A 24,307-nucleotide genomic window follows, 5' to 3' on the forward strand; every position below is an offset into this window, starting at 1 on the left:
TTTCGAAGAATTGAATGAAAGGCAGGAACGGCGCCCGGCTCGCGGATTCTTTGAACGCACCCCCACTCGCCCCGCGTACCTCTGTGAGACACGCAACAGGGGTTCCAGCGAGGGATGACCATGGTCAAGGCGCACGTCTCCGCACACGAGTTGGTCGCCGGACGCTACCGGCTCCTGGAGGTCTTCGCCCGCGAGACGAACCGCTTGTGGTGGTACGCCGAGGACGTGGCGGTGGAGCAGCCCCGGATGGTGGCCCAGACCGCCCTGCCGGAGCCCGCCGACGACGACACCGCGCGCCGGGCCACGGCCCGCGTCATCCGGACCTCCGAGACCATGCGGCTGCTGTGTCCCGGGCAGGTCGCCTCGGTCGTCGACGCGGTGGTGGAGGCCGGCACCCTGTGGACGGTCGCCGAGTGGATCGACGGCACGCCCCTCGCCGAACTCCTGGACCGCGAGGGCGCGTTCAACACGGCTCGGGCCGCCCGGATCGGCCTGGAGCTGCTCGACGTGCTGCGGGCCGCGCACGACGAGGGCATCACCCACGGCGAGTTGAGCCCGGGGCAGATCTTCGTGCGGGACAGCGGTCCGGTCGTCGTCACCGGCTTCGGGCTGGCCGGCGCGACCCTGGTGCCGCGGCTCACGGCGCCGTCGTACGCCTCCCCGGAGCAGGCCCGCGACGAGCGGATCGGGCCGGCCGCCGACCTGTGGGCGCTGGGTGCGCTGCTGTACACGATGGTGGAGGGCCGGCCGCCGTTCCGGGACCGCGGCCGCCCCGACGCCACCCTGAAGGCCGTCGACCGGCTGCCGCTGCGCACCCCGCTGCGCGCGGGCCCGCTCACCCAGGCCGTACAGGGGCTGCTGCGGAAGAACTCGCGGGAGCGGCTGAGCCGGCCGGTGGTCCGCGAGGCCCTGATCCGCACCCTGGACGAGGACTCCGACGCCGACCGGGAGCCGGCCCCGGTGCCCCGGCTGCGCGGCGCGTACACGGGGGTGCGCCTGGCCGGGCGGGAGCGCAGCACACGGGTCCTGGCGGCCGGTACCGCACTGGCCGTCATCACCGTGACCGCCGCCGTCCTGGCCGCGACCCACCATCTGCCGGGCACCGGCACCGCGCAGGCACCGGCCCGCCCCAGCACCTCGGCCACCCCCGCCGGAAAACAGGCGGGCGGCACCGTGACGCCCTCCGTGACGCCCTCCGTGAGCCCCACCTCGAGTGCTCCCTCCGCCCTGCCGGCCGGCTACCACCGCTACACCGCCCCGGAGGGCTTCTCCGTGGCCCTGCCCGAGGGCTGGAAACGCCTGACCACCTCCCGGGCCGGCGGCACCTACCGCATCACCTTCGGCCGGGACGGCACCTCCCCCACCCTCGCCGTCACGCACAGCGAGCACGTCGGCCCGGATCCCGTGGCGATCTGGCGGGAGGACGTCGAACCGACGCTGGAGCAGCTTCCCGGCTACCACCGCGTCGGCACCGTCCGGGCCACCACCTACCAGGGCCACGAGGCCGCCGACCTGGAGTGGCTGGCCGGGACCGGGGACGCGCGGGTGCACACCTTCGGGCGCGGCTTCCTGCCGGGGGGCGGCGAAGGCTACTCCCTGCGCTTCACCACCCCGGCCACCACCTGGAACGACGCCGCGAACCAGCAGGCGCTGAAGACGTTCCTGCAGACGTTCCGGGTGGCGGAGGGCTGACGGGCGCCCCGGTTCGTTTTCGGAGCGTCGACCAGGGGACTCGCCACTTATGGTGCAGATCGGATACACGATGATGACCGAGCAGACCGGCCCCCGGGACCTCGTGGACCACGTCGTACGGGCCGAGGAGACCGGGTTCGACTTCTCGGTCATCTCCGACCACTACTTTCCGTGGCTGCGCTCGCAGGGCCACTCCTCGTACGCGTGGAGCGTGCTGGGCGCCGCCGCCCAGGCCACCTCGCGGATCCCGCTGATGACCTACGTGACCTGCCCCATCCTCCGCTACCACCCGGCGATCGTGGCGCAGCAGGCGGCCACCGTGCAGCTGCTGTCGGGAGGCCGGTTCCGGCTCGGTCTCGGCTCGGGCGAGAACCTCAACGAGCATGTGGTGGGCGGCGGTTGGCCCCCGGTGGACGTGCGCCACGAGATGCTCGAAGAGGCCGTGGAGATCATCCGTGCGCTCTTCGCGGGCGGTCATGTCACCCATCACGGACAGCACTACGACGTGGAGTCCGCCCGGCTGTGGGATCTGCCGGAGCAGCCGCCGCCGATCGGCATCGCCGTCTCCGGCGAACAGTCCTGCAAGCTCGCCGGGCACCTCGCCGACCTGGTCATCGCGACCGAACCGAAACCGGGGCTGCTGGAGGCCTTCGACCGGCACGGCGGCAGCGGCAAACCCCGCATCGGCCAGCTGCCGGTGTGCTACGACCCCGACCGGAACACGGCCGTCAAGCGCGCCCACTCCCAGTTCCGCTGGTTCGGGCTCGGCTGGAAGGTGAACGCCGAACTGCCGCACCCCGACTCCTTCGAGTCCGCGACGCGGTTCGTGGACGAGGACGACGTCGCCGCCGCGATCCCGTGCGGCGACGACCCGGACGCCTTCGTGGCGGCCGTACGGCTCTACGCGGAGGCCGGGTTCGGGGAGATCGCCCTCGTGCAGATCGGCGGCGACGCACAGCCCGAGTACCTGGACTGGTCGGCGAAGACCCTGCTGCCCGCACTGCGGGAGGCCTTCGGCTGACCTCGTCCCGCGCTGCCCGCACGGGTCCGCCAAAGCATGGCCAATGCGTCCATATAGGCTTTCCTGCCTGCGCCCGCTCCCGGGTGCGGTCCCTTGAGCATTCTTGCAGGAGAGTCATCCGTGACCCTGGTCATCGAGCCGTCCGACACGTCCGCCCCGGCCGCGCCGCCGCTGTCCGACCTGGTGGCGCGTGACGCCCGTGAGTTCGGGGTGTACGCGCGTACCGGAGGCTGGGCCTTCGCGCTGATGGTGGCCCGCAGTGTACGGCCGGGCGGACAGGCCGCCGGTGAGACGCCGAAGGTGTCCGCGAAGGAGTTCGCCCAGCTGGCCGGCTGCTCCCCGGAGCGGGTCATGCGCTACTACAAGGCCTGGGACCGGGCCGCCGACGACGGGCTCGTGCCGCACTTCGAGGCGCTGCGGCCGGGCCAGGAGGTCGATCTGCCGGACGCGGACGTGTGGCTGAGCTACTACGTCTCCCGCAACAGCGCGACCTCTGAGCGTGGCACCGCGATCGCCGAGGCCGCCGAGGCCGCCGAGGGCATCCGCCCCACCAAGGCGCTGGAGGTCGCCGAGAACCCGACCGCCCTGCGCGCCGCGATCCTCGCCGACCCCTCCACCGCCCGCACGGCCCGCGCCGCGCTGCTGGACCGGCTGCGGGAGGACCCCGAGCTGCAGGCGGAGCTGGCGCGTGACGTCGTACGGACCGACGACCTGAAGAAGGCCGTCGCGACCGAGAGCCGGGCGGCCGACCGGATCGGGTACGTCCGTCACATCGCCGAGTCCGGGCAGATCAAGACCCCGGCCGGGCAGACCGTCGAGGCACCGGCCGAGCTTCGCGAGGAGGCGGAGCGGCATCTGTCCCTGATCGGCGAGCTGGAGGACGGCGAGGACAGCGGTGAGTGGGCCACCGAGGCCTACGACACCATGAAGTCGCTCGTCGCCGAGGCGGTCGAGGCCGACCCCGAACTTCGCGTCCAGGAGCGGCGGACGAAGTTCTACAGCAGCCTGCAGAAGGCGACCAGGGCGTTCGAGGAGCTGACCTTCGACGACGCCCAGGACTTCTACGAGGACGACATGGTCCAGCGCCTGGAGGAGCTCCAGCAAGCCATCGGCAGCTGCCTGGCCGCGCTGCGCGGAGCCGGCGGGACTCCGCCGCAGGGGTGACGCAGCGCTCCGCCGTCCGTGTGGTCCTTTGGCTGCGGGCCGTCGGTGGCTGGTCGCGCCGTTCCCCTACTCGCCGCCCGGCCGCGGGCCCTCGGACCGGGCCTGCGACCGGGCCGTGTGCCGGTGCCGGGCCCACAGGGGCAGGCCGTACCAGCAGACCAGGTACCAGACGACGACGGCCGCCACCAGGTACGGCACATAGCCGCCGTTCGTGGCCACCCGGAGGATCAGCAGTACGGAGGACGTCATCGTCGCGAGGAGCAGGACCAGGCCGGCAAACGTCATCCGGGACGCCAGCCGTACCGCCTGCGGCTTGACCCGGCGGCCGGCGACCAGGCGGTGCAGGGACACGGGTCCGACGAGGGCGCCGGTCGTGCAGGCGCCCAGGACGACGGTCACGATGTAGATGACCTGGTCGACGGCGGAAAGCTGCGCGTACTTGGCCTGGAAGACCACGGTCAGCAGAAAGCCGAACAGGATCTGCACACCGGTCTGGGCGACACGGACCTCCTGGATGAGCTCGCCCCACATCCGGTCGGCCCGCTCCTCCTCGGTCTCGTGCCGCCCCCTGAGCCGTCCTTCCTCCTCCATGCGCTTGCGTGTAACCGTCCGGCCGTTCGTTCAAACGAGCCCGCTCACCAGCGGTGCTCGACCTGGTCCTTGATCCGCCGCTCGTACAGCTCACGGATCGCGGTGAACGTCTCCCGGGGCAGCGGCGGCAGCTTGGCGGCGGCCGCGTTCGCGCGGGCCTGCTCGGGGTTGCGGGCGCCCGGGATCACCGTGGTCACGCCGTCCTGCTCGATGATCCAGCGCAGCGCCAGCTGGGCCGGGGTGTACCCCTGCGGGGCCAGCGCGGCGAACTCGGCGGCGGCCTCGACCCCGGTCTCGTAGTCGACGCCGGAGAAGGTCTCGCCCTGGTCGAAGGCCTCGCCGTGCCGGTTGAACGTGCGGTGGTCGTCGGCTGCGAACACCGTGTCCTTGGTGTACTTGCCGGACAGCAGTCCGGAGGCGAGCGGCACGCGCGCGATGATGCCGACGCCGGCCTCGCGGGCCGCGGGCAGCACCTCGTACAGCGGCTTCATGCGGAACGGGTTGAGGATGATCTGCACGCTCGCCACGTGCGGCCGGGCGATCGCGGTCAGCGCCTGCGCGCAGGTCTCCACGCTCACCCCGTACGCGGCGACGCGCTCCTCCTCGACCAGGGTGTCCAGGGCGTCGAACACCGCGTCGCAGGAGTAGACGGGCGTGGGCGGGCAGTGCAGTTGCACCAGGTCGATGCGGTCGACGCCGAGGTTGCGGCGCGAGCGGTCGTTCCAGGCGCGGAAGTTGTCCAGGACGTAGTTCTCGGGGATCTGGTCGACCCGGCGGCCCATCTTGGTCGCCACCAGCACATGCAGATCGGGCCGGCCGCGCAGGAAGGAGGCGATGGTCTCCTCGCTGCGTCCGTCGCCGTACACGTCGGCCGTGTCGAAGAAGGTGACCCCCGCCTCGGCCGCCGCCTCCAGGACGGACAGGGCCTGCTTGTCGTCCACCTCGCCCCAGTCGGCGCCCAGCTGCCACGTGCCGAGACCGACCACCGATGCCCACTGGCCCGACCTGCCGATTACGCGTTCGTCCATGGCGCCAGTCTGTCATCCGGCACCGGAGCACGCGGAGCGAGCCGCTCCGGCGGTCGAGCCAAGTGTTTTCCACCCGCATGGCCCATTCGGCCGGCGCGGTCTGCTGCGCGGCGGTGGCCGCGGCCGAACTGCCGGGCCTCGGTGCCGAGGCGGCCCGCCGCGGCGATCAGCGTGCCCGGCGTGACCACGAAGGGCCGGCCGGAGCCCGCGAGGGCGGAGCCCATCGCCTCGATGGCGCACGGGTCGGCGAAGCCCGCGGCATGGGCGTGGGTACCGCTGGGTATGGCGGCGAGATGGATGACGCCCTCGGCCTCGGCCGCCGCGCGGGCCAGCCCGTCGGGGTCGTCCAGGCTGCCCCGGTGGACCTCGGCTGGGGCCGCCTTCGGCGCGGCCGCGCCGTCCTCCGAACGGGCGAGGCCGACGACCCGGTGGCCCTCGCCGACGACAACGACCGTCTGCTCGCGGCCTTCCGCAGGACCGCGCAGGCCCTGCTCACCGGTCCCGACGAGGCTCGCCGAGTCAGCCGCCCGGGGTCAACTGGGCCTGGACGAGGGGCCCGTAGCGGTCGGCGATGGTGTCGACATCGCTCGCCAGCAGGTGCGGGCCGCGGGCGATGCCGTACATCACGCCGAGGCCGACGAGCGCGGCGACGGCGAGTTCGGCGCGCAGGCCGGTGTCGGGGCCGGTGAGGCGGGCGGCGAGGCGTTCGGTCACCTGGGCGCGGAAGTTGGCGCGCAGGATGTCGCCGCGGTCGCCGTGCAGCGGGGCGAAGGCGATGCGCAGCAGCGGGTCGGCGCCGCGCTCGCGCTGGCTGGCCAGCACGTGCCGGGCCATGTGCCGGCCGAGGTCGGTGAGCGGCGCGTCCAGCAGGGCGTCCGCGTCGGTGTCGAAGGACATCACCTGGGCGAACAGGGCGTCCTTGTTGCCGAAGTACTTCACGATCAACGGCGGGCTGACACCGGCCCGTTCGGCGACCGCCTTCAGTGTGATGTCGGCGTGCGCGTGCCGGGCGAGGAGGTAGCGGGCCGCTTTGAGGATGGCCGCCTTGGTGGCCTCGGCGTCGCGGCGGGCGGACAGGCTCGGTGCGGGGGGAGTGCTCACACCCTCATGCTCCCTCCATCGCCTCGTCGCGGGCGCCCCGGGTGGTGCCCTCGGCGCGCCGGGTGCCGTCCGCGGGGCCGTCGCCCGGGATGGACAGGGCGGCCGCGCAGCCCGCGAGGGCCACGGCGCCCGCCATCGCGAACGCGAGCAGGTAGCCGTGCAGGCTGGGGACCGGGACGCCGCCGACCGGGCTGCTGTGGTGCACGAGGACGGCGGCGACGGCGGCGCTGGAGGTGGCCTGCCCGATGGTGCGCATGAGGACGTTGACCCCGTTGGCGGAGGCGGTCTGCCCGGCCGGGACGGCCCGCAGGATCAGGGTGGGCAGCGCCGAGTAGGCGAGCGTGGTGCCCGTCGCCACCACGGTGGCCCCGATGATGATCATCCACAGGTCGCGGCTGTCGGCGATGCGGACCGCGTAGCCGCAGGCGATGACGGCGGCGCCCAGGGCGAGGGTGATCCGCGGGCCGCGGGCGGCCGAGATACGGGCGGACAGCGGCGAGAACAGCAGCATGGTCACACCACCGGGCAGCAGGCACAGGCCCGTGGCGACGATCGACAGGCCGAGGCCGTAGCCGGTGGCCTTCGGCGCCTGCACGAGCTGCGCGGTGACCAGCGAGTTGGCGTAGAAGGCGAATCCGGTCAGCAGGGCGGCCACGTGCGACAGGCCCACGCGCGGCCGGGAGACCAGCCGCAGGTCGACCAGTGGCTTTTGGGCGCGCAGCTGCTGCCACCACCACAGGGCGAGGACGACGACGGCACCGAGGAACAGCCCGAGGACCCGGGCGCTCCCCCAGCCCCAGGTGCCGCCCTGGGACACGCCCAGCAACAGGCAGACCAGGCCGGCGGCCAGCCCGAGCGCGCCGGGCACGTCGAACCGGCCCGGCTCGCGTACCGGCGATTCCCTGACCGCCCACCAGGTCGCCGCGACACCCAGCGCGCCCAGGGCGCTGGTCAGCCAGAACATGGTGTGCCAGTCGGCGTACTGGACGACCAGCGCGGCGAGGGGCAGACCGAGGGCGGCGCCGATGCCGACGGTGGAACTCATCAGCGCCACCGCCGAACCCCGGCGCTCCGGCGGGAGTTCGTCGCGCAGGATGCTGATCGACAGCGGGACGACGGAGGCGGCGGCGCCCTGGAGCGCGCGGGCGGCGATGAGCACGCCGATGTCCGAGGTCAGCGCGCACAGCACCGAGCCGATGGTCATCAGGGTGAGCGCGCAGGTGAGCACCCGGCGCTTGCCGTACATGTCGCCGGCCCGGCCGAGCACCGGGGTGAGGACGGCGCCGGAGAGCAGGGTGGCGGTCACCGTCCAGGAGACGGTCGCGGCGGACGCGCCGGTGAGCCGGGGCAGGTCCGGCAGCAGCGGGACGACGACGGTCTGCATGACCGCCATGAGGATGCCGCCCGATGCCAGCACCGGGATGGTGAGCCGGTCGCGCAGCGGGGGCGCTCCGGCCGGCGGCCGGGATATCGGGGCGGGCTGGTCCATCGGCGCTCCTGCGGACTGGGCGGCGGGTGGTGAATGGCTATTCACCCTACCGAGTGAATGGCCATTCACCAATGTTTCCGGCGCCGCCGCGGGGTACTCAGTCGAGGTTCTTCTCCAGGGCCGCCAGATAGTTGCGCATGAAGTGGTCGCGGATGCCGTCGGAGGCGGGTGCGAACGCGTCGGCGGTCAGCCCCTTGGCCCGGTCGGTCAGGGCCGAGAACACCGGCATGCTCTCGTGCAGCCTGCCGCCGGCGTCGAAGTAGCGCAGCGCGCGGACGTGGGTGAAGGCGGGCTCGGGGGGCAGCTGGGGGACGATGTCGTTGTTGTTGACGAAGCGGTACATACGGCCGCCGAATCCCTTGTGGAACGCCTCGGCGAGCAGCCGGTCGCAGGTGCGCGGCTGACCGTAGGTGTAGACACCGTCGGCGGCCAGGTGCGGGTCCTCCAGATACATGCGGGCGCCGGCCAGCATCGCCAGGGCGCCGCCGAGGCTGTGCCCGGTGAAGTACACGCTCTGGCCGTCGGTGCGCAGTTCGGCGAGGGCGTCACGGACGGCCGGGTAGATCGATTCCAGGGCCTCGGCGAATCCGTGGTGGACGTATCCGTTGCCGCCGGGGCCGGGCCTCGGCGGGGTGGTGGCGTCGGTGAGCCAGTCCTTGATCCGGGTGGGTTCGGTGCCACGGAACGCGGTGACGATCATCCGGTCGCCGGCCATCGTGTATGCCTGGGTGTCCTGCAGCGGGAAGGGCGGGGTGAAGCGGGTCTCGTGGTGGCGGACCCGGCCGAAGCCCCATTGGGCGGCCTGGTCCTCGATGACGGTGCGGTCCTTGTAGGCCAGGTCGGCCGCGCGGGCCAGCCAGTAGGCGCGTTGCAGGCTGTAGCCGGACGGGGCCTGATCGAACGAGACGGGCACGGCCATGGAACGGGACTCCTCGCTTCGGTCACTCAGAGTAATCGAACTGTGTCGCAGGGTAGCAGAGCGGCCAGGCTGTTCGATCGCGTCAGTTTGGCGTGGTGAGCCGGGCCACTCGGACGGGCGGCGGGCGGGAAGGATGCCTCAAAAGGCGGTCCGCGCGGCAAGGAATTGCCCGTTCCGGAACGAATCAGCCCCCGGCCGCAGCAAGATCATCTTCGTTCAACGCTGTACGACATGTGGTCAATTGTCCGGATCACAGCCATCCAGCTCCGGGGGATTTCTCGGCGTCCAGGAGCCCCCGATAGGCATGCGTCGTCACCACCGGAACACGCTCCAGGAGGACCCGTATGCCCGACATCACCCGGCGCCGCGCGCTCACCGCGACCGCGGCCCTCGCCGCGACGGCCACCGTCACCGTCCTCGCGGCACCCACGGCCTCGGCGGCCGGCCACGGCCACGGCCACGGCCACCCCATGCCGATGCCGATGCCGAAGACCTTCGACGAGGTCTACAAGGGCCGCCGGATACAGGGCCGCCCGATGAGCGGCGGCGGTCACCACCACCACGAACACGGCGGTGGATTCGAGGTGTTGATCGACGGCGTGCAGCTGCACGTGATGCGCAACGCCGACGGCAGCTGGATCAGCGTCGTCAGCCACTACGACCCGGTGCCCACCCCGCGCGCCGCCGCCCGGGCCGCCGTGGACGAGCTGCAGGGCGCCCCGCTGCTGCCCTTCCCCGCCAACTGACCGCCCCCCGAGGACTTTCCGGAGCATCGCGCACCATGACCGTACGCAAGAACCAGGCCACCCTGACCGCCGACGAGAAGAAGCGATTCGTCAACGCGGTGCTGGAGTTGAAGCGCAACGGACGCTACGACGAGTTCGTCCGCACGCACAACGAGTTCATCATGTCGGACACCGACACCGGCGAGCGGACCGGCCACCGCTCCCCGTCCTTCCTGCCCTGGCACCGCAGATTCCTGCTCGACTTCGAGCAGGCGCTACAAGCGGTGGACTCCTCGGTCGCGCTGCCGTACTGGGACTGGAGCACCGACCGCACGGTGCGTGCCGGGCTGTGGGCGCCGGACTTCCTCGGCGGCACCGGGCGCAGCACGGACGGCCGGGTGATGGACGGCCCGTTCGCCGCCTCGGCCGGGAACTGGCCGATGAACATACGGGTGGACGGCCGTGGCTTCCTGCGCCGCTCGCTGGGCATGGGGGTGCGCGAGCTGCCGACACGCGCGGAGGTGGAGTCGGTGCTGTCGATAGCGACGTACGACATGGCGCCGTACAACAGCGCCTCGGACGGCTTCCGCAACAACCTGGAGGGGTGGCGCGGGGTCAATCTGCACAACCGGGTCCATGTCTGGGTCGGCGGCCAGATGGCCACCGGGGTCTCCCCCAACGACCCGGTGTTCTGGCTGCACCACGCCTACGTCGACAAGCTGTGGGCGGAGTGGCAGCGGCGGCACCCGGACGCGGCGTATGTGCCGGCCGGCGGCACGCCGGACGTCGTCGACCTGAACGACACGATGAAGCCGTGGAACGACGTGCGCCCGGCGGACCTGCTGGACCACACGAAGTACTACACCTTCGACAGCTGAGCAGACCGGCCGTGATCAGGCCTCGGCGGTACGGCACTCCGGGTGGCCCCAGCCCTGCGCGTTCTTGGCGATGGACTCGCCGGCCGCGTAGGAGCGGCCGCACAGGCAGCGGCCGGGAAACTTCGCCTTGATCGTGCGGGACGACGACGCTCCGCCGCCGGCGCGGCGGGGCGCCTTCCGGCGCGGGGCGGCCGCCTTCGGGGTGCCGGGCGACGGCGGCGGCTCCGGGGAGCCGAGCGCGCTGCCCGCCGCCTCCTGGACCGAGGCGGCCTGGCTGGCGGCGCGGTCGGCGAAGTCGTTCAGCGGGTCGCCGTCGACCTGGTGGGCCGGGACGTAGCGGAACTCGACGGTCCGGCCGTCGAGCAGCGCGTCTATGCGGACGACGAGCTCCTGGTTGGCGACGGGCTTGCCGCCGGCGGTCTTCCAGCCGTTGCGCTTCCAGCCGGGCAGCCAGGTGGTGACGGCCTTCATCGCGTACTGGGAGTCCATCCGGATCTCCAGCGGCACGTCCGGATCGACGGCCGTGAGCAGCCGCTCCAGGGCGGTGAGTTCGGCGACGTTGTTGGTGGCCCGGCCGAGCGGGCCCGCCTCCCAGCGGGCGGCGGTCCGCTCGTCGTCGGAGACCACCCATGCCCATCCGGCCGGTCCGGGGTTTCCCTTCGAAGCCCCGTCGCACGCGGCCACCACACGTTCACGCATGTGCCCGATCATGCCACGATCCGGCCGGAGGCCGTCGCGGGCGGGTCAGGCCTCCTTGGCCTTGGGCATCTCGCCCTCCTTGGTCGTGATGTCGATCACGGAGAAGTTAGCGCCCTGCGGGTCGCTGAGCGCCGCGAACCGGCCGAAGGGGCTGCTCATCGGCCCGAAGCGGAGGACACCGCCCAGCTTGGTGGCACGGGCCACGGCCTCGTCGCAGTCCTCGACGGTGAAGTAGACATTGATGTACGACGGCACCTCGGGCGGGAAGTCGTCGGTCATCCGCATCCGGCCGAGAACGGTGCTCTCACCGATGTCGAACATCCGGAAGTCCACCGCGTCGTCCACCATGTCCTTCATCCGGTACGGGAAGACGGCGGAGAGGAAGGTGTCGGCCTTCTCGGGCTCACGGGTGAAGACCTCGGCCCAGCAGTAGGCGCCCGGGGTCGCGATCGCCTCGAAGCCCTCGTGGGTACCGGCCTGCCAGACGCCGAAGACGGCCCCGCTCGGCTCACGGGCCAGGCACATCGTGCCGAAGTCACCGACCCGCATCGGCTCCATCAGCACCTCGCCACCGCTCGCCCGGATCCGCTCCGCGGTGGCGGCGGCGTCCGGAGAGGCGAAGTACAGGCACCACTGCGACTGGCCCTCCTGGCCGGGCATGGGCGGGACGACGGCGGCGACCGCCTTGCCGTCCGCGTAGGCCTGCGTGTAGTTGCCGTACTCCGACGACGACTCGCCGAAGCTCCAGCCGAGGACGTCGCTGTAGAAGCGCTTGGCTCCCTCGACGTCGCTGAACATCGCATCGGCCCAACAGGGCGTTCCCTCGGGTTGCACGGCCATGCTCGCGGCCCTCCTGGTCTGTGTCCCGTACGGATGATCCTCCGCCTGAAGGCTTGGGTCCCGAAGCTCACGCTAGCCATCCCGCCCCCTGCCCGCGCGCCGAGGCGGGGAGCCGCCGGACACTGGGGATGGAGGCGACGATGCGATGACGGCGGGCACGTTGCGGGCGTGGTCGGTGGTGCGGCCGGGGCCGGTCGACGGGCATCCGCTGCGGCTGGTGGAGCGGCCGGTGCCGGTGCCAGGGGCGGACGAGCTGCTGGTGCGGGTGCGGGCCTGCGGGGTGTGCCGGACCGATCTGCATGTCGCCGAGGGCGATCTGCCGGTGCACCGGGCCGGGGTGACCCCCGGCCACGAGGTCGTCGGCGAGGTCGTGGGGGCGGGGGCCGCGGTGCGGGACTTCACGGCGGGCGACCGGGTGGGTGTGGCCTGGCTGCGGCGCACCGACGGGGTGTGCGCGTACTGCGCCCGGGGCGCCGAGAACCTGTGCCCGCACTCGGAGTACACCGGCTGGGACGCCGACGGCGGATACGCCGAGTACACGACCGTGCCGGCCGGCTTCGCCTACCGGCTGCCGGACGCCCTGGACGACGTGTCGGCGGCGCCGCTGCTGTGCGCGGGGATCATCGGCCATCGCGCGCTGCGCCGGACCGCGCTGCCCGCCGGCGGCCGGCTCGGGCTGTACGGCTTCGGCGGCAGCGCCCATCTGTGTGCGCAGGTGGCGCTCGCCGAGGGCGCCCGGGTGCATGTGGTCACCCGGAGTGCGGCGGCCCGGCGGCTGGCCCTGGAGCTGGGCGCGGCCTCGGCGCACGACGTCCACGAGCCGCCGCCCGAGCCGCTGGACGGCGCGATCCTGTTCGCCCCGGCCGGCGACCTGGTCCCGGTGGCGCTGCGCGCCCTGGACCGGGGCGGGGTGCTGGCCCTCGCCGGCATCCACCTGACCGACGTACCACCGCTGCACTACGAGACCGAGCTGTTCTACGAGAAGGAACTGCGCAGCGTCACCTCCAACACCCGTGCCGACGGCCGGGAGTTCCTCGCCCTCGCCGCCCGGCACGGTATCCGCGCGACCACGCACCCCTATGCGCTGTCACGGGCCCCACAGGCGCTCGGCGACCTCAAGGCCGGCCGGTTCGACGGGGCGGCCGTCCTGGTCAACGACCTGTCCTGAGGGCCCGGGGGCGCACCACACCGGCGCGCGGACGGCTGACCGGGGGCGCACTGCACCGGCGCGTGGGCATTCAGTTTGCCGGACGTGCCCCGATCGACAGGTTTACGACCTCGAGTGGATTGTTCCGCCCCCTTCGCGCTGTATCGGGCACCTCAGGAGGACTGTTTGGCTTGGCTCCGGTGCAGGGCCACCACGCTCACCAGCCATCGATCCGGCCACCTCTGTTCGCATGCAGCCCCGCTTGTTAGCACGCAGCCCCGCTGGAGGGAATGTGACCACACCGGACAGCGCCACCGGTCCCGCCGTCGACGAACCGGCCCCCGAGCCCGCGGCCGACGGGCAGCTCACCAGTCTGAGCACCCGGGCGGCCCGCCAGCTCACCACGACCACCAAGTCCGAACCGCAGATGCAGGCCATCACCTCGCGATGGCTGCTGAAGACCCTGCCGTGGGTGGACGTCAAGGGCGGCGCCTACCGGGTCAACCGCCGGCTGCAGCTGCGCACGGGGCGCGGCCGGGTGCACTTCGTGCAGAACGGCGCCGACGACATCCGGGTCATCCCGGAGACACTGACCGAGCTGCCGATCCTGCGTGGCTACCCCGACACCGAGGTGCTGCGGGAGATCTCCGGCCGCTTCCAGCCCCGCGAGGTGCGCGCCGGGCAGGTGCTCTTCGAGGCCGGCCAGCCCGTCACGGAGGCCTATCTGGTCGTGCACGGCCGGTTCACCCGCTACACCGCCGGCAAGTACGGGGAGGAGGAGATCACCGGGATCGTCACCGACGGCGACCAGATGGGCGACGAGGCGGTCGGCCAGTCCGACCCGCTGTGGCTGGCCTCGGTGCGGGCCGAGACCGCGGGCGTGGTGCTCGCGCTGCCGTGGGCGGTCGTGCAGGAGTTCACCGAGCGGGTGCCGTCCCTCGCCGCGCATCTCCAGGCGTATGTCGAGCGGCAGCACAGGCCCATGAACCGCAAGGGCGAGGCCGAGGTGCCGGTGCAGGCCGGCCATGTCGGCGAGCCCACGCTGCCGGGCGGCTTCGTGGACTACGAACTCGCCCCGCGCGAATACGAGTTGTCCCTCACCCAGGCCGTGCTTCGGGTGCACACCCGGGTCGCCGATCTTTACAACCACCCGATGGACCAGACCCAGCAGCAGCTCAGGCTCACGGTCGAGGAGATCCGCGAGCGCCAGGAGTGGGAGCTGGTCAACAACCGGGAGTTCGGGCTGCTGCACAACGTCGACTACGGCCAGCGGATCAGCACCTTCACCGGCCCGCCCACGCCGGACGACATGGACGAACTGCTCTCCATGCGGCGCAAGACGAAGGTGTTGCTCGCCCATCCCAAGGCGATCGCGGCGTTCTTCCGACAATGCAACCGGCGTGGCCTGGTCCCCGGCACCGTGAGTGTCGACGGCCACGAGGTACCGGCGTGGCGCGGTGTGCCGATCTTCCCCTGTGGCAAGATCCCGATCAGCGACGACCACACCAGCAGCATCATCGCCCTGCGCACCGGCGAGGCCGATCAGGGGGTCATCGGCCTCTACCAGACGGGCATCCCGGAGGAGCATCAGCCGGGCCTGAACGTCCGGTTCATGGGCATCGACTCTGCCGCGATCGTCAACTACCTCGTGACCGCTTACTACTCGCTGGCCATCCTCGTGCCCGACGCGGCCGGGATCCTGGAGAACGTCCAGATCGGCCGGCTCCCCGAATGACCGCCTGGAGCGCCCCATGACCACAACCACGACCGCCGCCTACCGGCTGCCCGGCCCCCCGAATCTCGCCCGGAGCCTGCAAAGCCGGCGCACCGGAGCCATCCCCGGGCTGCTGCACCGGCCCGCGGTGCCCGCCGACCCGGAGAAGGCGGCCGAGATCGACCAGCGCCTGGAGGCCTGGGCCCGGGACCTGGACCTGTTCCCCTCGGCCTGGAAAGGAGACTTCTCCGGCTTCCAGTTCGGCCGGGCCGTCGTACTCCAGCATCCGGGCGGCCTCGACCTGGACCGTCTCACCGCCGCCGGGAAGCTGCTGCTGGCCGAGAACATCGTCGACTCCTGCTACTGCGAGGAGGACGAGGGCAGGGGCGGATCGCGGCGCGGCCTGGGCGGCCCGCTGATCATCGCGCAGTCGGCGCTCGACCCCTACCACGGCATCCCGGAGCTGGAGGAGGAGTGGCGGCAGGGCATCCAGGCCGACGGTCCGCTGCGCTCTTACTACTTCGCCATCGAGGACTACGCGACCTTCGCCACGCCCAGCCAGACCGACCGGTTCGTGCACGACATCGCCCGGCTGCACCTGGGCTATCTGGGCGAGGCCGCCTGGATGGAGACCAAGTACGTGCCGCGGGTCTGGGAGTACCTGGTGATGCGGCAGTTCAACAACTTCCGCCCCTGTCTGTCGCTCGTCGACGCCGTGGACGGCTATGAACTGCCCGAGCAGATCTACGCCCGCCCCGAGATCCAGCGGATCACCGCCCTCGCGTCCAACGCCACGACGATCGTCAACGACCTCTACTCCTTCACCAAGGAGCTGGCGAGCGACCCGGCCCACCTCAACCTGCCGCAGGTCGTCGCCGCCAACGAGCGGTGCGGGCTGAAGGCCGCCTATCTGAAGTCCGTCGAGATCCACAACGGGATCATGGAGGCCTTCGAGGAGGAGTCGGCCGCGCTGTCCGCCACCTCGCCCCTCGTGGAGCGCTACGCCCGGGGGCTCGCCGCCTGGGTGTCCGGCAACCACGAGTGGCACGCCACCAACACCCACCGATACCACCTGCCCGACTACTGGTGACCGCCCCTCATCCGAAACACCGTCACATGCGCCACGAGGAGCCATCGTTGACCACTGCCCCCGTTGACCGGACCACGCCCGTTCCGGTCCCGGCCCAGTCCACCTACCAGAGCCGGGTCGCGGACTACTGGAACGCCGAGGAGAACCCGGTCAACCTCGAACTCGGCAAGATCGACGACCTGTACCACCACCACTACGGCATCGGGGAGGCCGACCGGTCGGTGCTCGACGAGCCCGATCCCGACCGGCGTCGGGCCCGCGTCACCGCCGAACTGCACCGCCTGGAACACGCCCAGGCCGAACTGCTCGCCTCGTACCTCGGGCCGCTGACACCCGCCGACCGCGTCTTCGACGCGGGCTGCGGTCGCGGCGGCGGCAGTGTCGTGGCGCATCTGCGCTACGGCTGCCACGCCGACGGCGTGACGATCTCCGCCAAACAGGCCGAGTTCGCGAACGAGCAGGCCGGCGCCCGGGGCATCGACGACAAGGTGCGCTACCACCACCGCAACATGCTCGACACCCGCCTCGAGACCGGCGCGTACGCGGCCTCGTGGAACAACGAGTCCACCATGTACGTCGAGCTGGACCTGCTGTTCGCCGAGCACGCCCGGCTGCTGCGCCGCGGCGGACGCTATGTGGTGATCACCGGCTGCTACAACGACACCTACGGGCAGGCCTCGCGCGAGGTGTCGCTGATCAACGCCCACTACATCTGCGACATCCACCCGCGCTCGGAGTACTTCAGGGCGATGGCCCGCAACCGCCTCGTGCCGGTCCACGTCCAGGACCTGACCGAGGCCACGATCCCCTACTGGGAACTGCGCCGCCAGGCCGACCACCTGGTCACGGGCATCGAGGACACGTTCCTGGACGCCTATCGCAACGGCAGCTTCCAGTACCTGCTGATCGCCGCCGACCGGGTCTGAATCCGTGCCGGGAAGTCCGGCGTAATTCCGTGGACGGCGAGGGCGCCGAGGCGCTGGGATGGGCCCCATGAGTGCCCACGACAGCCTCGATCCGCCGACAATGCACGCGGACGAGGCCGACCTCGACGCCCCGCTCGTCCAGCGCCTGATCGCCCGCCGCTTCCCGCGGTGGGCGGCGCTGCCCGTCCGGCGGCTCGCATCCTCCGGGACCGAGAACGCCATGTTCCGGCTGGGCACCGACCTGCTGGTACGGCTGCCACGGCGGCCCGGCGCCGTACCGGATGTGACGCACGAACAGCGCTGGCTGCCCCGGCTCGGGCCGCTCCTGCCGGTCGCCGTGCCCGAGCCGGTGGGCACCGGCGAGCCGGACCAGGGTTATCCATGGCCCTGGTCCGTCTACCGCTGGTTGGAGGGACGCAATCCGGTGGCGGGCGCCGTGCGGGAACCGGAGCGGCTCGCCGAGGACCTCGCGGCGTTCGTGCGCGCGCTGCGCCGGATCGACCCGCAGGACGGGCCGCCCGGTTATCGGGGCGGCCCCTTGCGGGACCGGGACGAACCCACCCGCGCGGCCGTCGCCGAGCTGGGCGCAAGGATCGACACCGGCGCGGTCACGGCCCTGTGGGAGCGGTCCCTGCGCGCCCCGGAGCACACCGGGCCGCCGGTGTGGGCCCACGGGGACCTCTCCCCGGGGAACGTGCTGGTCGACGAGGGCCGGCTGAGCGCGGTCATCGACTTCGGCTGTGCGGGGGTGGGTGACCCGGCCGTGGATCTGATCGTGGCCTGGAACCTGCTGCCGGCGTCCGTCCGGGACACCTTCCGCAAGGCCGTCGGCGCCGACGACGCGGAGTGGGCGCGGGGGCGGGGCTGGGCGCTGTCCATCTCGCTGATCCAGCTGCCGTACTACTGGGACACCAACCCGGCCCTGGTGGAGAACTCCCGGCATGTGATCGCCGAGATCCTCGCCGAGGCCGGGTGACGGCGGCAGGACCGGGGGTCCGCTACTCCCCCGCGTACGCCTTGTCCAGCGCGGCGACGTCCAGCTTGCCCATCGCCATCATGGCCTTCGTGGCACGGTCGACCTTCTCCCGGTCGGGGTCGTGGATCATGTCGGCGAGCCGGCCGTAGACGACCTGCCAGGAGACGCCGAACCGGTCCTTGAGCCAGCCGCAGGGGCCGCCCTCGCCGCCGTTCTCGGTGAGCCGGGTCCAGTAGTAGTCGATCTCCTCCTGGTCGGCGCACAGGATCTGGAAGGAGACGGCCTCGTTGAACTTGAACTGGGGGCCGCCGTTGAGCGCGACGAACTTCTGGCCGTTGGCGGTGAACTCGACGGTCAGCACGGAGCCCGTCTGACCGAGCCCGGCGTCGGTGTAGTGGCTGACCCGGCCGATGCTGGAGTTCTTGAAGACCGACACGTAGAACTCGGCGGCCTCCTCGGCCTGGCCGTCGAACCAGAGACATGTGGTGAATCCGTCGGTGGTCATGAGCACCTCCTGGGCGGGGAACGCGGTCACCTGTGTCGACCGATCCTCGCGGTAAAACTCATCGGCCGGGACGCCGGATAATCCGGGCGGGTGAACGGCGTCCGCGCCTAGCATCCGGATCATGACCTCCACACCCGCCGAACGCATCGAGCCCTTCCGGCTGTCGGTCCCGCAGAGCGACCTCGACGACCTGTACGACCGCCTCGACCGCACTCGTTGGCCCGCCGAGCTGCCCGGAGCCGGCTGGGAGTACGGCGTCCCGGCCGGCTATCTGCGGGAACTGGTCCGGTACTGGCGGCACGAGTACGACTGGCGCGCCGCCGAGGCCGAGCTGAACCGGTGGCCCCAGTTCACCACCACGATCGACGGTGCCAAGGTGCACTTCGCCCACGTCCCCTCCCCGGAGCCGGACGCCACACCTCTCGTGATCACCCATGGCTGGCCGGGCTCGATCGTGGAGTTCCTGGACGTGGTCGGCCCGCTCACCGACCCGGTGGCGTACGGCGGTGACGCGGCCGACGCCTTCCATGTCGTCGTGCCGAGCATTCCGGGCTTCGGGCTGTCCGGGCCCACCACGGAGCGGGGCTGGGAGGCGCGCCGGGTGGCCGACGCCTGGGTGGAGCTGATGCGGCGGCTCGGCTACGAGCGGTTCGGTCTGCAGGGCGGCGACTGGGGCGCGGCGATCTCGCGCGAGCTGGGCCGCGCGCATCCGGACCGGGTGATCGGCGTCCACCTCAATCTGCTGCCGGGCGCGCAGGCGGCCGCCGAGCCGGCCGAGGAGGAACTGGCCGCGCTCGATCCCGAGGACCGGGAGCGGACGCTGCGGTCCTGGCGCCGGTGGGACGAGTGGTCCCGCGAGGGCACCGGGTACGCGGTCCTGCAGTCCACCCGTCCGCACACCCTCGCCTACGCCCTGACGGACTCGCCCGTCGGTCAACTCGCCTGGATCGTGGAGAAGTTCCGGGAGTGGACGGACAGCGAGGACCTACCGGAGCAGGCAGTGGACCGGGACCGGCTGCTCACCAACGTGATGCTGTACTGGCTGACCGGTACGGCCGGTTCGTCCGCCCGCATCTACTACGAGCGGGCCCACGCCACCGGCGACCGCACCGCCCGGCCGGCCGCCCCGTCCACCGCCCCCACCGCACTGGCCTCCTTCCCGGCCGACCCCCAGATCCCGCTCCGCCACAAGGCAGAACGGACCGAGAACCTCGTCCGCTGGACGGAACTCGACCGGGGCGGCCACTTCGCAGCCATGGAGGAACCGGACCTGCTGATCGACGACGTCCGGGCCTTCTTCCGGGACCTGCACGAGAAGTGACGCGAACACCCGGCCTACCAACCGGACGGAGCGCCTTGGGGGGCGTTGGGACTCAGCGTCCGGGGGGCCTCGCGGGGTCGGTGAAGCTCGACCGGCCGGACAGAGCCCCTCGCGAGACGAGCAGAGCCCACACGCCAGCCGGGCGAAGCGCCTTGCGGTGTTGGTGCAGCTACAAGAGGCCGGGCGGAGCGGCTTGCGGGGCCTTGGAGTTCAGGCGGCCGGCTGAGCCCCTTTAGGGCCGCGCGGCTCAGGCAGCCAAGTGCAGAGCTCCGTTGCCCACAGTGCTGGGTGGCCGGAGGCCGAAGTCCCTTGGGCGGCCAACGCGGTTGAGGCGACCTGGACCGGAGGCCACCTGCGCCGGACCCGGGTGCGGGTCAGGCCGCCGGGGGCAGAGGCCATCCGCGCAGGGGCCCGGTAGGGCTCAGGCCGCCAGAGGAGGGGTCACCCCTGCAGAACCCCGGTGCAGCTAAGGCTGCCAGGAGCAGTCGCCACCTTGCAGGGGGCTGGTACGGCTCAGGCCGCCAAAAGCAAAGGCCACCCCTGCACGACCCCGATGCAGCTCAGGCCGCCAGGAGCAGAGGCCAGCCGTGCAGGACCCCGGCGCAGATAAGACCGAGCTGAGCCGACGCCAGCCGTGCAGGGGGTCGGTGCGGCTCACGCCCTCAAAGGCAGAGGCCATCCCTGCACGATCCCGGTGCAGCTCAGACCGACCCGAGCAGACGCCGGCCGCCGCAGGACCCCGGTCCGCCCGAGGCCGCCACGGCCGGCGGCCGGTTAGGGCCCCGGTGCGGCCCATGCCGTCGCAGCCGAAAGCCCCGGGCGCGGGTTGGCCGGCGACCCGCGGTGTCCTTGCCCGGGACCGTTGCGGTTCGGCGCATGACGGGGACCGGTCGTCACGCGGCCAGGCAGAGCGTGTTGTAGGGGCGGCGCGGAGCGGTGGTCGTGCGTCGGGTGAGCTCGGCGTGGGTCAGCGACAGCAGGTCGCCCAGGCCCAGGCCGAGCGCGCGGGCCGCGGCCCCGAGGACCTCCGAGGACGCTTCCTTGCGGCCGCGCTCGATCTCGGAGAGGTAGGGCAGCGAGATCCTGGCCGCGTCCGCCACGTCCTTGAGCGTACGGTCCTGTGCCCGCCGCTCGCGGCGCAGCACCTCACCGACCAGATCGCGCCACAACGGTTCCCTCTCCCCCGTGGGCCCGGACTCGGGCTTCGCCGGACGCGCGGGCGCCGGTCGCAGGGGGATCACTTGCGCTTCGTTGCTCACCTGGTTGCTCACCCGGGTCAGCCTATGAGGCGAGAGGCAGGGGGCAAGGGGTCGACATTGCGCCCTGAAAGAAACCACCGCGCATCCCCGCATGCATGCGCGGCGTGACCGGGGGTACTCGCCCCGTGAGCGAGACCGCAACGCATGCATGAAACAGTGAATTCGGGGTAACCCGGGCAAACGCACACCGTGACTTTCGTGGGAGAGGTAATGCACACCGCCGGGATCCGGTCGGAAGCAGAGGTCGCCGAGTACATCGCGGACCCGGCGTCCGTCGCACCACGTGACGCTCGGGAGCTGTCCCGCCAGTTCTTCCGCCGGCTGACCGAGCTGGAGGAGGGCACGCTCGAGTACCAGTACGCGCGCAACACCCTCATCGAGATGAACATGTCGCTGGTCCGGTTCGCGGCCGGACGGTTCCGTGGCCGCGGCGACGACATGGAGGACATCGTCCAGACCGGCATGATCGGTCTGATCAAGGCCATCGACCGGTTCGAGCTGGCCCGCGAGGTGGAGTTCACGTCCTTCGCCCTGCCCTACATAGTCGGCGAGATCAAGCGGTTCTTCCGGGACACCACATGGGCGGTCCACGTGCCGCGCCGGCTCCAGGAGCTGCGGGTGGAGCTGGCCAAGGCGCGCGAGGAGCTGTCCAGCCGGCTGGACCGGAACCCCACGGTGGCCGAGCTGGCGACGCTGCTGAACCTCTCCGAGCACGAGGTGGTCGAGGCCCAGTTCGCCTCCAACGGGTACAACTCCGCCTCCCTGGACGCCGCGCTCACCGGCGACGGCCCGGAGGACGGCGAGGCGGTGCTCGCCGACTTCATCGGCGTGGAGGAGGAGGGGCTGAGGCTCGTCGAGGACTTCCACGCGCTGGCGCCGCTGATGGCCGAACTCAGCGAGCGGGACCGGCAGATCATCCATCTGCGGTTCGTCGAGGAGGCCACTCAGGCGGAGATCGGGGAACAGCTCGGCTGTTCGCAGATGCACGTGTCCCGGCTGATCAAGCGGATCATCACCCGGCTGCGCCAAGGGATGCTCGGCGAACTCGGCTGCGCCTGACGCGGACCCTCAGTACGACAGTTCGAAGCGGGCGCGCACCCGCTTGCCCACGGGCACGCGCTCCGCGCTGACCTCCGAGGCCAGGGCGTACACGATCTCCAGACCGTGCCGCCCGACGCGTTCGGGGTCCTTGGGGAAGCGGCGCGGCAGGGCGGAGCTGCTGTCGTAGACGCACACCGTGACGGAGCTGTCGGTGCCTTCCAGTTCCAGGATGTACGGGCCGTTGCTGTGCCGGTCGGCGTTGGTGACGAGTTCGCTCACGAGCAGGAGCAGCTCGCCGTCGGCCCGGCCGTCGGCGGTGGCGCACCACTCGGTGCGCAACTGCTGCAGGAACTGGAACGCGAAGGCGCGTGCCTCGGCGATGCATCCGGGTTCGCCGGTGTAGTGCGCCGCGCGTCTCAGCGGTTCCACGGGTACGTCGAAACCAGTCGGTATCACTGTCCCGCCCAGGTGCTTGGTCATGCTGTCTCTCTCGGAAAGCCCGGCCCTGCCGGTCGCCTGTTGCACCCGTCCTCGTACCCCGAGCCGGGCTCAGCAGTCCCCCGCGCCGTTCACCGACCTCGCACAGTGGCGATCGTCACGGTGCTCACAGGGGCGGACCGCTCACTGCTCGGGCGTGCCCTGCTGCTCCGGCTCGCTGGGCGCACCCGGGGTCTCCTCGGGCGTCTCGGGGGTCGCCGGGCCGGGAACGTTCTCCTCCGAGGACGGCGGCGCGGGGGCGTTCGACTCCTCGGTCGTCTGCTGCTGCTCCGGCGACTCCTGCTGCTCGCTCGACGGAGAGCCTGCCGACGGTGCCGACGGCTCCTCGGAGGTCGTCTCGGTCGACGGCGCCTCCGACGGCGTCGACTCCGACGTCGACTCAGCCGGTGTCGACTCCGACGTCGACTCAGCCGGTGTCGACTCCGACGTCGACTCAGATGGCGTCGACTCCGAGGACGACGACTCGGACGGCGTCGACTCCGACGAGGAGGAGGACGACGGCGAAGTGGACGACGGCTCCGAGGACGAGGGCGACGACGGGGACGAACTCGACGACGAGGGCGACGAGGACGAAGAAGGCGAGGAGGACGAAGAGGAAGGCGAGGACGAAGTCGACGAGGACGGCGAAGAGGACGACGTCGACGGGTTCGGCTTGCCCGAGGTGGAGCGGCAGGGCCCCGGCGACCCGGGCGGGCACGGCACAGGCGGGTGCCACGGGTGCGGGTACTTCGGCGGCCTGGCGTGCTGGTCGTGCCGGCAGTTGAAGTCGCCGCTGTGACGGCTGATCCAGTTGGAGTCGGGGATGTCGTAGAGCACGAAGACGTTGACGACGGTCGGCGCGGGGGTCACCACGACCACGTTCGAGGGCTGGTACGAGGACCAGCGGGGACCCACCAGCTTCGGTGCGGTCTGCTGGGCGACCGGCGGGGTCAGCGGGTTGCCGCAGGCGCAGCGCACGCGGGGTACGCCGTGGCTGTCCACCAGCACGGCGGTGCCTGCCTGGAGCACCGACTGGTAGGAGGTGGCGACGCCGTTGCGGTAACCGTGGTTGGTGACCCGGGTGTCGACGCGCAGCTGAACCGGGGTCAGCGAGCGCAGGTAGGCGGGCACACCGGAGGGCTGGACACCGACCACGGAGCCGAAGGCCTTCTCCTTGCCCGGGTCTGCCTGGAGGAACTTGATCTGCTTCTCGACGTCGCAGGCGGGTTTGCTCTTGGTGCCGCCGTACAGGCCGGGCGCTCCGCCGTCCACTCCCTGCACCGCGTTGGGCGTGCCCGAGGGCGCGGCGGAGGCGGAGGGTGGGGGCGGGGCCGAACTCTGGTTCTGGCTCGACTGCGTGAACGGGTCCTGGCCGCTGCTGGCCGCGGACTGCAGGAAGACCTCGCCGCCCTTGGCGGTGGAGCCGCCACCACCCGGACGGGTGAAGACCACCGCGAGGACCACGGCGGCGACGAGGGCGGCGGTGAGGGCCGCCACTCGCGGTACTGACTTCCACCACGGCCCGTGCGGCCCCTCGGATCCGGCGCCGCCGCCCGGTGGTTGGGCGGGCGGTGGTCCGGAGGGGGGTCGGGAGGAGCCGGAAAGCGGGCCGGAGGGCGGGCCGGTCGGGCGGCCGGCAGACGGAGGTTCGGCGCTCACGAGCACTTCTTTCCGTCGCGATCGTCGCGATGAGCGGCGTAATGC

Annotated in this window: 23 protein-coding genes and 1 pseudogene; 12 read left to right on the forward strand and 12 right to left on the reverse strand. The window is 71.7% G+C overall.

Going from position 1 to position 24,307, the window contains the following annotated elements; genetic code table 11:
* Window positions 1-114: 114 nt before the first annotated feature.
* The 3 genes from ACWC0C_RS14515 to ACWC0C_RS14525 all read left to right on the forward strand — a co-directional run bounded on the left by ACWC0C_RS14515 (window position 115) and on the right by ACWC0C_RS14525 (window position 3,877).
* Window positions 115-1,692 carry a serine/threonine protein kinase gene (locus tag ACWC0C_RS14515; RefSeq protein ID WP_450864137.1) on the forward strand — a complete coding sequence of 526 codons (1,578 nt, stop codon included), beginning with the start codon at window positions 115-117 and terminating at the stop codon, window positions 1,690-1,692.
* A 49-nt stretch (window positions 1,693-1,741) separates the two neighbouring features.
* Entirely contained in the window at window positions 1,742-2,713 is a 972-nt protein-coding gene (locus ACWC0C_RS14520; protein ID WP_450864139.1) for an LLM class F420-dependent oxidoreductase, read from the forward strand.
* Window positions 2,714-2,833: 120 nt separating this feature from the next.
* A complete protein-coding gene (locus ACWC0C_RS14525) occupies window positions 2,834-3,877 on the forward strand; it encodes a hypothetical protein (protein ID WP_450864140.1) in 1,044 nt (347 codons plus the stop codon).
* A gap of 66 nt (window positions 3,878-3,943) precedes the next feature.
* Here the strand turns inward: ACWC0C_RS14525 and ACWC0C_RS14530 are convergent, their stop codons facing one another.
* The 6 genes from ACWC0C_RS14530 to ACWC0C_RS14555 form a co-directional block, all read right to left on the reverse strand.
* Window positions 3,944-4,468 carry a DUF6328 family protein gene (locus ACWC0C_RS14530; protein ID WP_450864142.1) on the reverse strand — a complete coding sequence of 175 codons (525 nt, stop codon included), beginning with the start codon at window positions 4,466-4,468 and terminating at the stop codon, window positions 3,944-3,946.
* 44 nt (window positions 4,469-4,512) lie between these two features.
* Window positions 4,513-5,496, reverse strand: coding sequence for an aldo/keto reductase (locus ACWC0C_RS14535; RefSeq protein ID WP_450864143.1), 984 nt, complete (start codon window positions 5,494-5,496; stop codon window positions 4,513-4,515).
* Window positions 5,481-5,981, reverse strand: coding sequence for an NAD-dependent epimerase/dehydratase family protein (locus ACWC0C_RS14540; RefSeq protein WP_450864509.1), 501 nt, complete (start codon window positions 5,979-5,981; stop codon window positions 5,481-5,483). The genes ACWC0C_RS14535 and ACWC0C_RS14540 overlap by 16 nt, the downstream gene beginning before the upstream one ends.
* Before the next feature lie 34 nt (window positions 5,982-6,015).
* Window positions 6,016-6,597: a TetR/AcrR family transcriptional regulator gene (locus ACWC0C_RS14545; RefSeq protein WP_449197041.1), complete on the reverse strand. Its 582-nt coding sequence runs from the start codon at window positions 6,595-6,597 to the stop codon at window positions 6,016-6,018.
* A gap of 4 nt (window positions 6,598-6,601) precedes the next feature.
* Complete coding sequence (locus tag ACWC0C_RS14550; protein ID WP_449197042.1) at window positions 6,602-8,086, reverse strand: MDR family MFS transporter; 1,485 nt, start codon at window positions 8,084-8,086, stop codon at window positions 6,602-6,604.
* A gap of 97 nt (window positions 8,087-8,183) precedes the next feature.
* Window positions 8,184-9,005: a lipase family protein gene (locus ACWC0C_RS14555; protein ID WP_449197043.1), complete on the reverse strand. Its 822-nt coding sequence runs from the start codon at window positions 9,003-9,005 to the stop codon at window positions 8,184-8,186.
* Between the two features lie 344 nt (window positions 9,006-9,349).
* On the opposite strand from ACWC0C_RS14555, the gene melC1 reads away from it, so the two are divergent.
* Together melC1 and melC2 are read left to right on the forward strand one after the other, a co-directional pair.
* Complete coding sequence (melC1, locus tag ACWC0C_RS14560) at window positions 9,350-9,751, forward strand: apotyrosinase chaperone MelC1 (protein ID WP_450864146.1); 402 nt, start codon at window positions 9,350-9,352, stop codon at window positions 9,749-9,751.
* A 35-nt stretch (window positions 9,752-9,786) separates the two neighbouring features.
* Window positions 9,787-10,608 (forward strand): tyrosinase MelC2, encoded by an 822-nt coding sequence (melC2, locus tag ACWC0C_RS14565; protein WP_450864148.1) that lies wholly within the window; start codon window positions 9,787-9,789, stop codon window positions 10,606-10,608.
* A 15-nt stretch (window positions 10,609-10,623) separates the two neighbouring features.
* Here the strand turns inward: melC2 and ACWC0C_RS14570 are convergent, their stop codons facing one another.
* Both ACWC0C_RS14570 and ACWC0C_RS14575 read right to left on the reverse strand, forming a co-directional pair.
* Window positions 10,624-11,319 (reverse strand): ribonuclease H family protein, encoded by a 696-nt coding sequence (locus tag ACWC0C_RS14570; RefSeq protein ID WP_450864150.1) that lies wholly within the window; start codon window positions 11,317-11,319, stop codon window positions 10,624-10,626.
* Window positions 11,320-11,352: 33 nt separating this feature from the next.
* Window positions 11,353-12,147 (reverse strand): VOC family protein, encoded by a 795-nt coding sequence (locus tag ACWC0C_RS14575; RefSeq protein ID WP_450864152.1) that lies wholly within the window; start codon window positions 12,145-12,147, stop codon window positions 11,353-11,355.
* Between the two features lie 160 nt (window positions 12,148-12,307).
* On the opposite strand from ACWC0C_RS14575, the gene ACWC0C_RS14580 reads away from it, so the two are divergent.
* The 5 genes from ACWC0C_RS14580 to ACWC0C_RS14600 all read left to right on the forward strand — a co-directional run bounded on the left by ACWC0C_RS14580 (window position 12,308) and on the right by ACWC0C_RS14600 (window position 18,000).
* Window positions 12,308-13,315, forward strand: coding sequence for a zinc-binding alcohol dehydrogenase family protein (locus ACWC0C_RS14580; protein ID WP_450864510.1), 1,008 nt, complete (start codon window positions 12,308-12,310; stop codon window positions 13,313-13,315).
* Between the two features lie 271 nt (window positions 13,316-13,586).
* Complete coding sequence (locus tag ACWC0C_RS14585; RefSeq protein WP_449197048.1) at window positions 13,587-15,029, forward strand: family 2B encapsulin nanocompartment shell protein; 1,443 nt, start codon at window positions 13,587-13,589, stop codon at window positions 15,027-15,029.
* A 16-nt stretch (window positions 15,030-15,045) separates the two neighbouring features.
* Window positions 15,046-16,098: a family 2 encapsulin nanocompartment cargo protein terpene cyclase gene (locus ACWC0C_RS14590; protein WP_450864155.1), complete on the forward strand. Its 1,053-nt coding sequence runs from the start codon at window positions 15,046-15,048 to the stop codon at window positions 16,096-16,098.
* A 47-nt stretch (window positions 16,099-16,145) separates the two neighbouring features.
* The gene (locus ACWC0C_RS14595) at window positions 16,146-17,024 is read left to right on the forward strand and encodes a geranyl diphosphate 2-C-methyltransferase (protein WP_450864157.1); all 879 of its coding nucleotides are present in this window, start codon (window positions 16,146-16,148) and stop codon (window positions 17,022-17,024) included.
* A 67-nt stretch (window positions 17,025-17,091) separates the two neighbouring features.
* Window positions 17,092-18,000, forward strand: a complete 909-nt coding sequence (locus ACWC0C_RS14600; RefSeq protein ID WP_449197051.1) for an aminoglycoside phosphotransferase family protein — start codon at window positions 17,092-17,094, stop codon at window positions 17,998-18,000.
* A 22-nt stretch (window positions 18,001-18,022) separates the two neighbouring features.
* On the opposite strand, the gene ACWC0C_RS14605 is transcribed toward ACWC0C_RS14600, so the two are convergent.
* Window positions 18,023-18,505, reverse strand: coding sequence for a VOC family protein (locus tag ACWC0C_RS14605; RefSeq protein WP_450864159.1), 483 nt, complete (start codon window positions 18,503-18,505; stop codon window positions 18,023-18,025).
* A gap of 121 nt (window positions 18,506-18,626) precedes the next feature.
* Between ACWC0C_RS14605 and ACWC0C_RS14610 the strand changes: the two genes are divergently transcribed.
* Window positions 18,627-19,826: an epoxide hydrolase family protein gene (locus tag ACWC0C_RS14610; protein ID WP_450864161.1), complete on the forward strand. Its 1,200-nt coding sequence runs from the start codon at window positions 18,627-18,629 to the stop codon at window positions 19,824-19,826.
* Between the two features lie 893 nt (window positions 19,827-20,719).
* Here the strand turns inward: ACWC0C_RS14610 and ACWC0C_RS14615 are convergent.
* Window positions 20,720-21,097 carry a helix-turn-helix domain-containing protein gene (locus tag ACWC0C_RS14615; RefSeq protein ID WP_449197054.1) on the reverse strand — a complete coding sequence of 126 codons (378 nt, stop codon included), beginning with the start codon at window positions 21,095-21,097 and terminating at the stop codon, window positions 20,720-20,722.
* A 198-nt stretch (window positions 21,098-21,295) separates the two neighbouring features.
* Between ACWC0C_RS14615 and ACWC0C_RS14620 the strand changes: the two genes are divergently transcribed.
* Window positions 21,296-22,144 (forward strand): RNA polymerase sigma factor SigF, encoded by an 849-nt coding sequence (locus ACWC0C_RS14620; protein WP_450864511.1) that lies wholly within the window; start codon window positions 21,296-21,298, stop codon window positions 22,142-22,144.
* A 9-nt stretch (window positions 22,145-22,153) separates the two neighbouring features.
* On the opposite strand, the gene ACWC0C_RS14625 is transcribed toward ACWC0C_RS14620, so the two are convergent.
* The gene (locus tag ACWC0C_RS14625) at window positions 22,154-22,606 is read right to left on the reverse strand and encodes an ATP-binding protein (RefSeq protein ID WP_449197055.1); all 453 of its coding nucleotides are present in this window, start codon (window positions 22,604-22,606) and stop codon (window positions 22,154-22,156) included.
* A gap of 456 nt (window positions 22,607-23,062) precedes the next feature.
* Window positions 23,063-24,262: pseudogene (locus ACWC0C_RS14630) on the reverse strand (DUF6777 domain-containing protein); the annotation flags it as partial.
* Between the last annotated feature and the right edge of the window lie 45 nt (window positions 24,263-24,307).

The sequence above is a fragment of the Streptomyces sp. NPDC001709 genome (assembly GCF_053596375.1).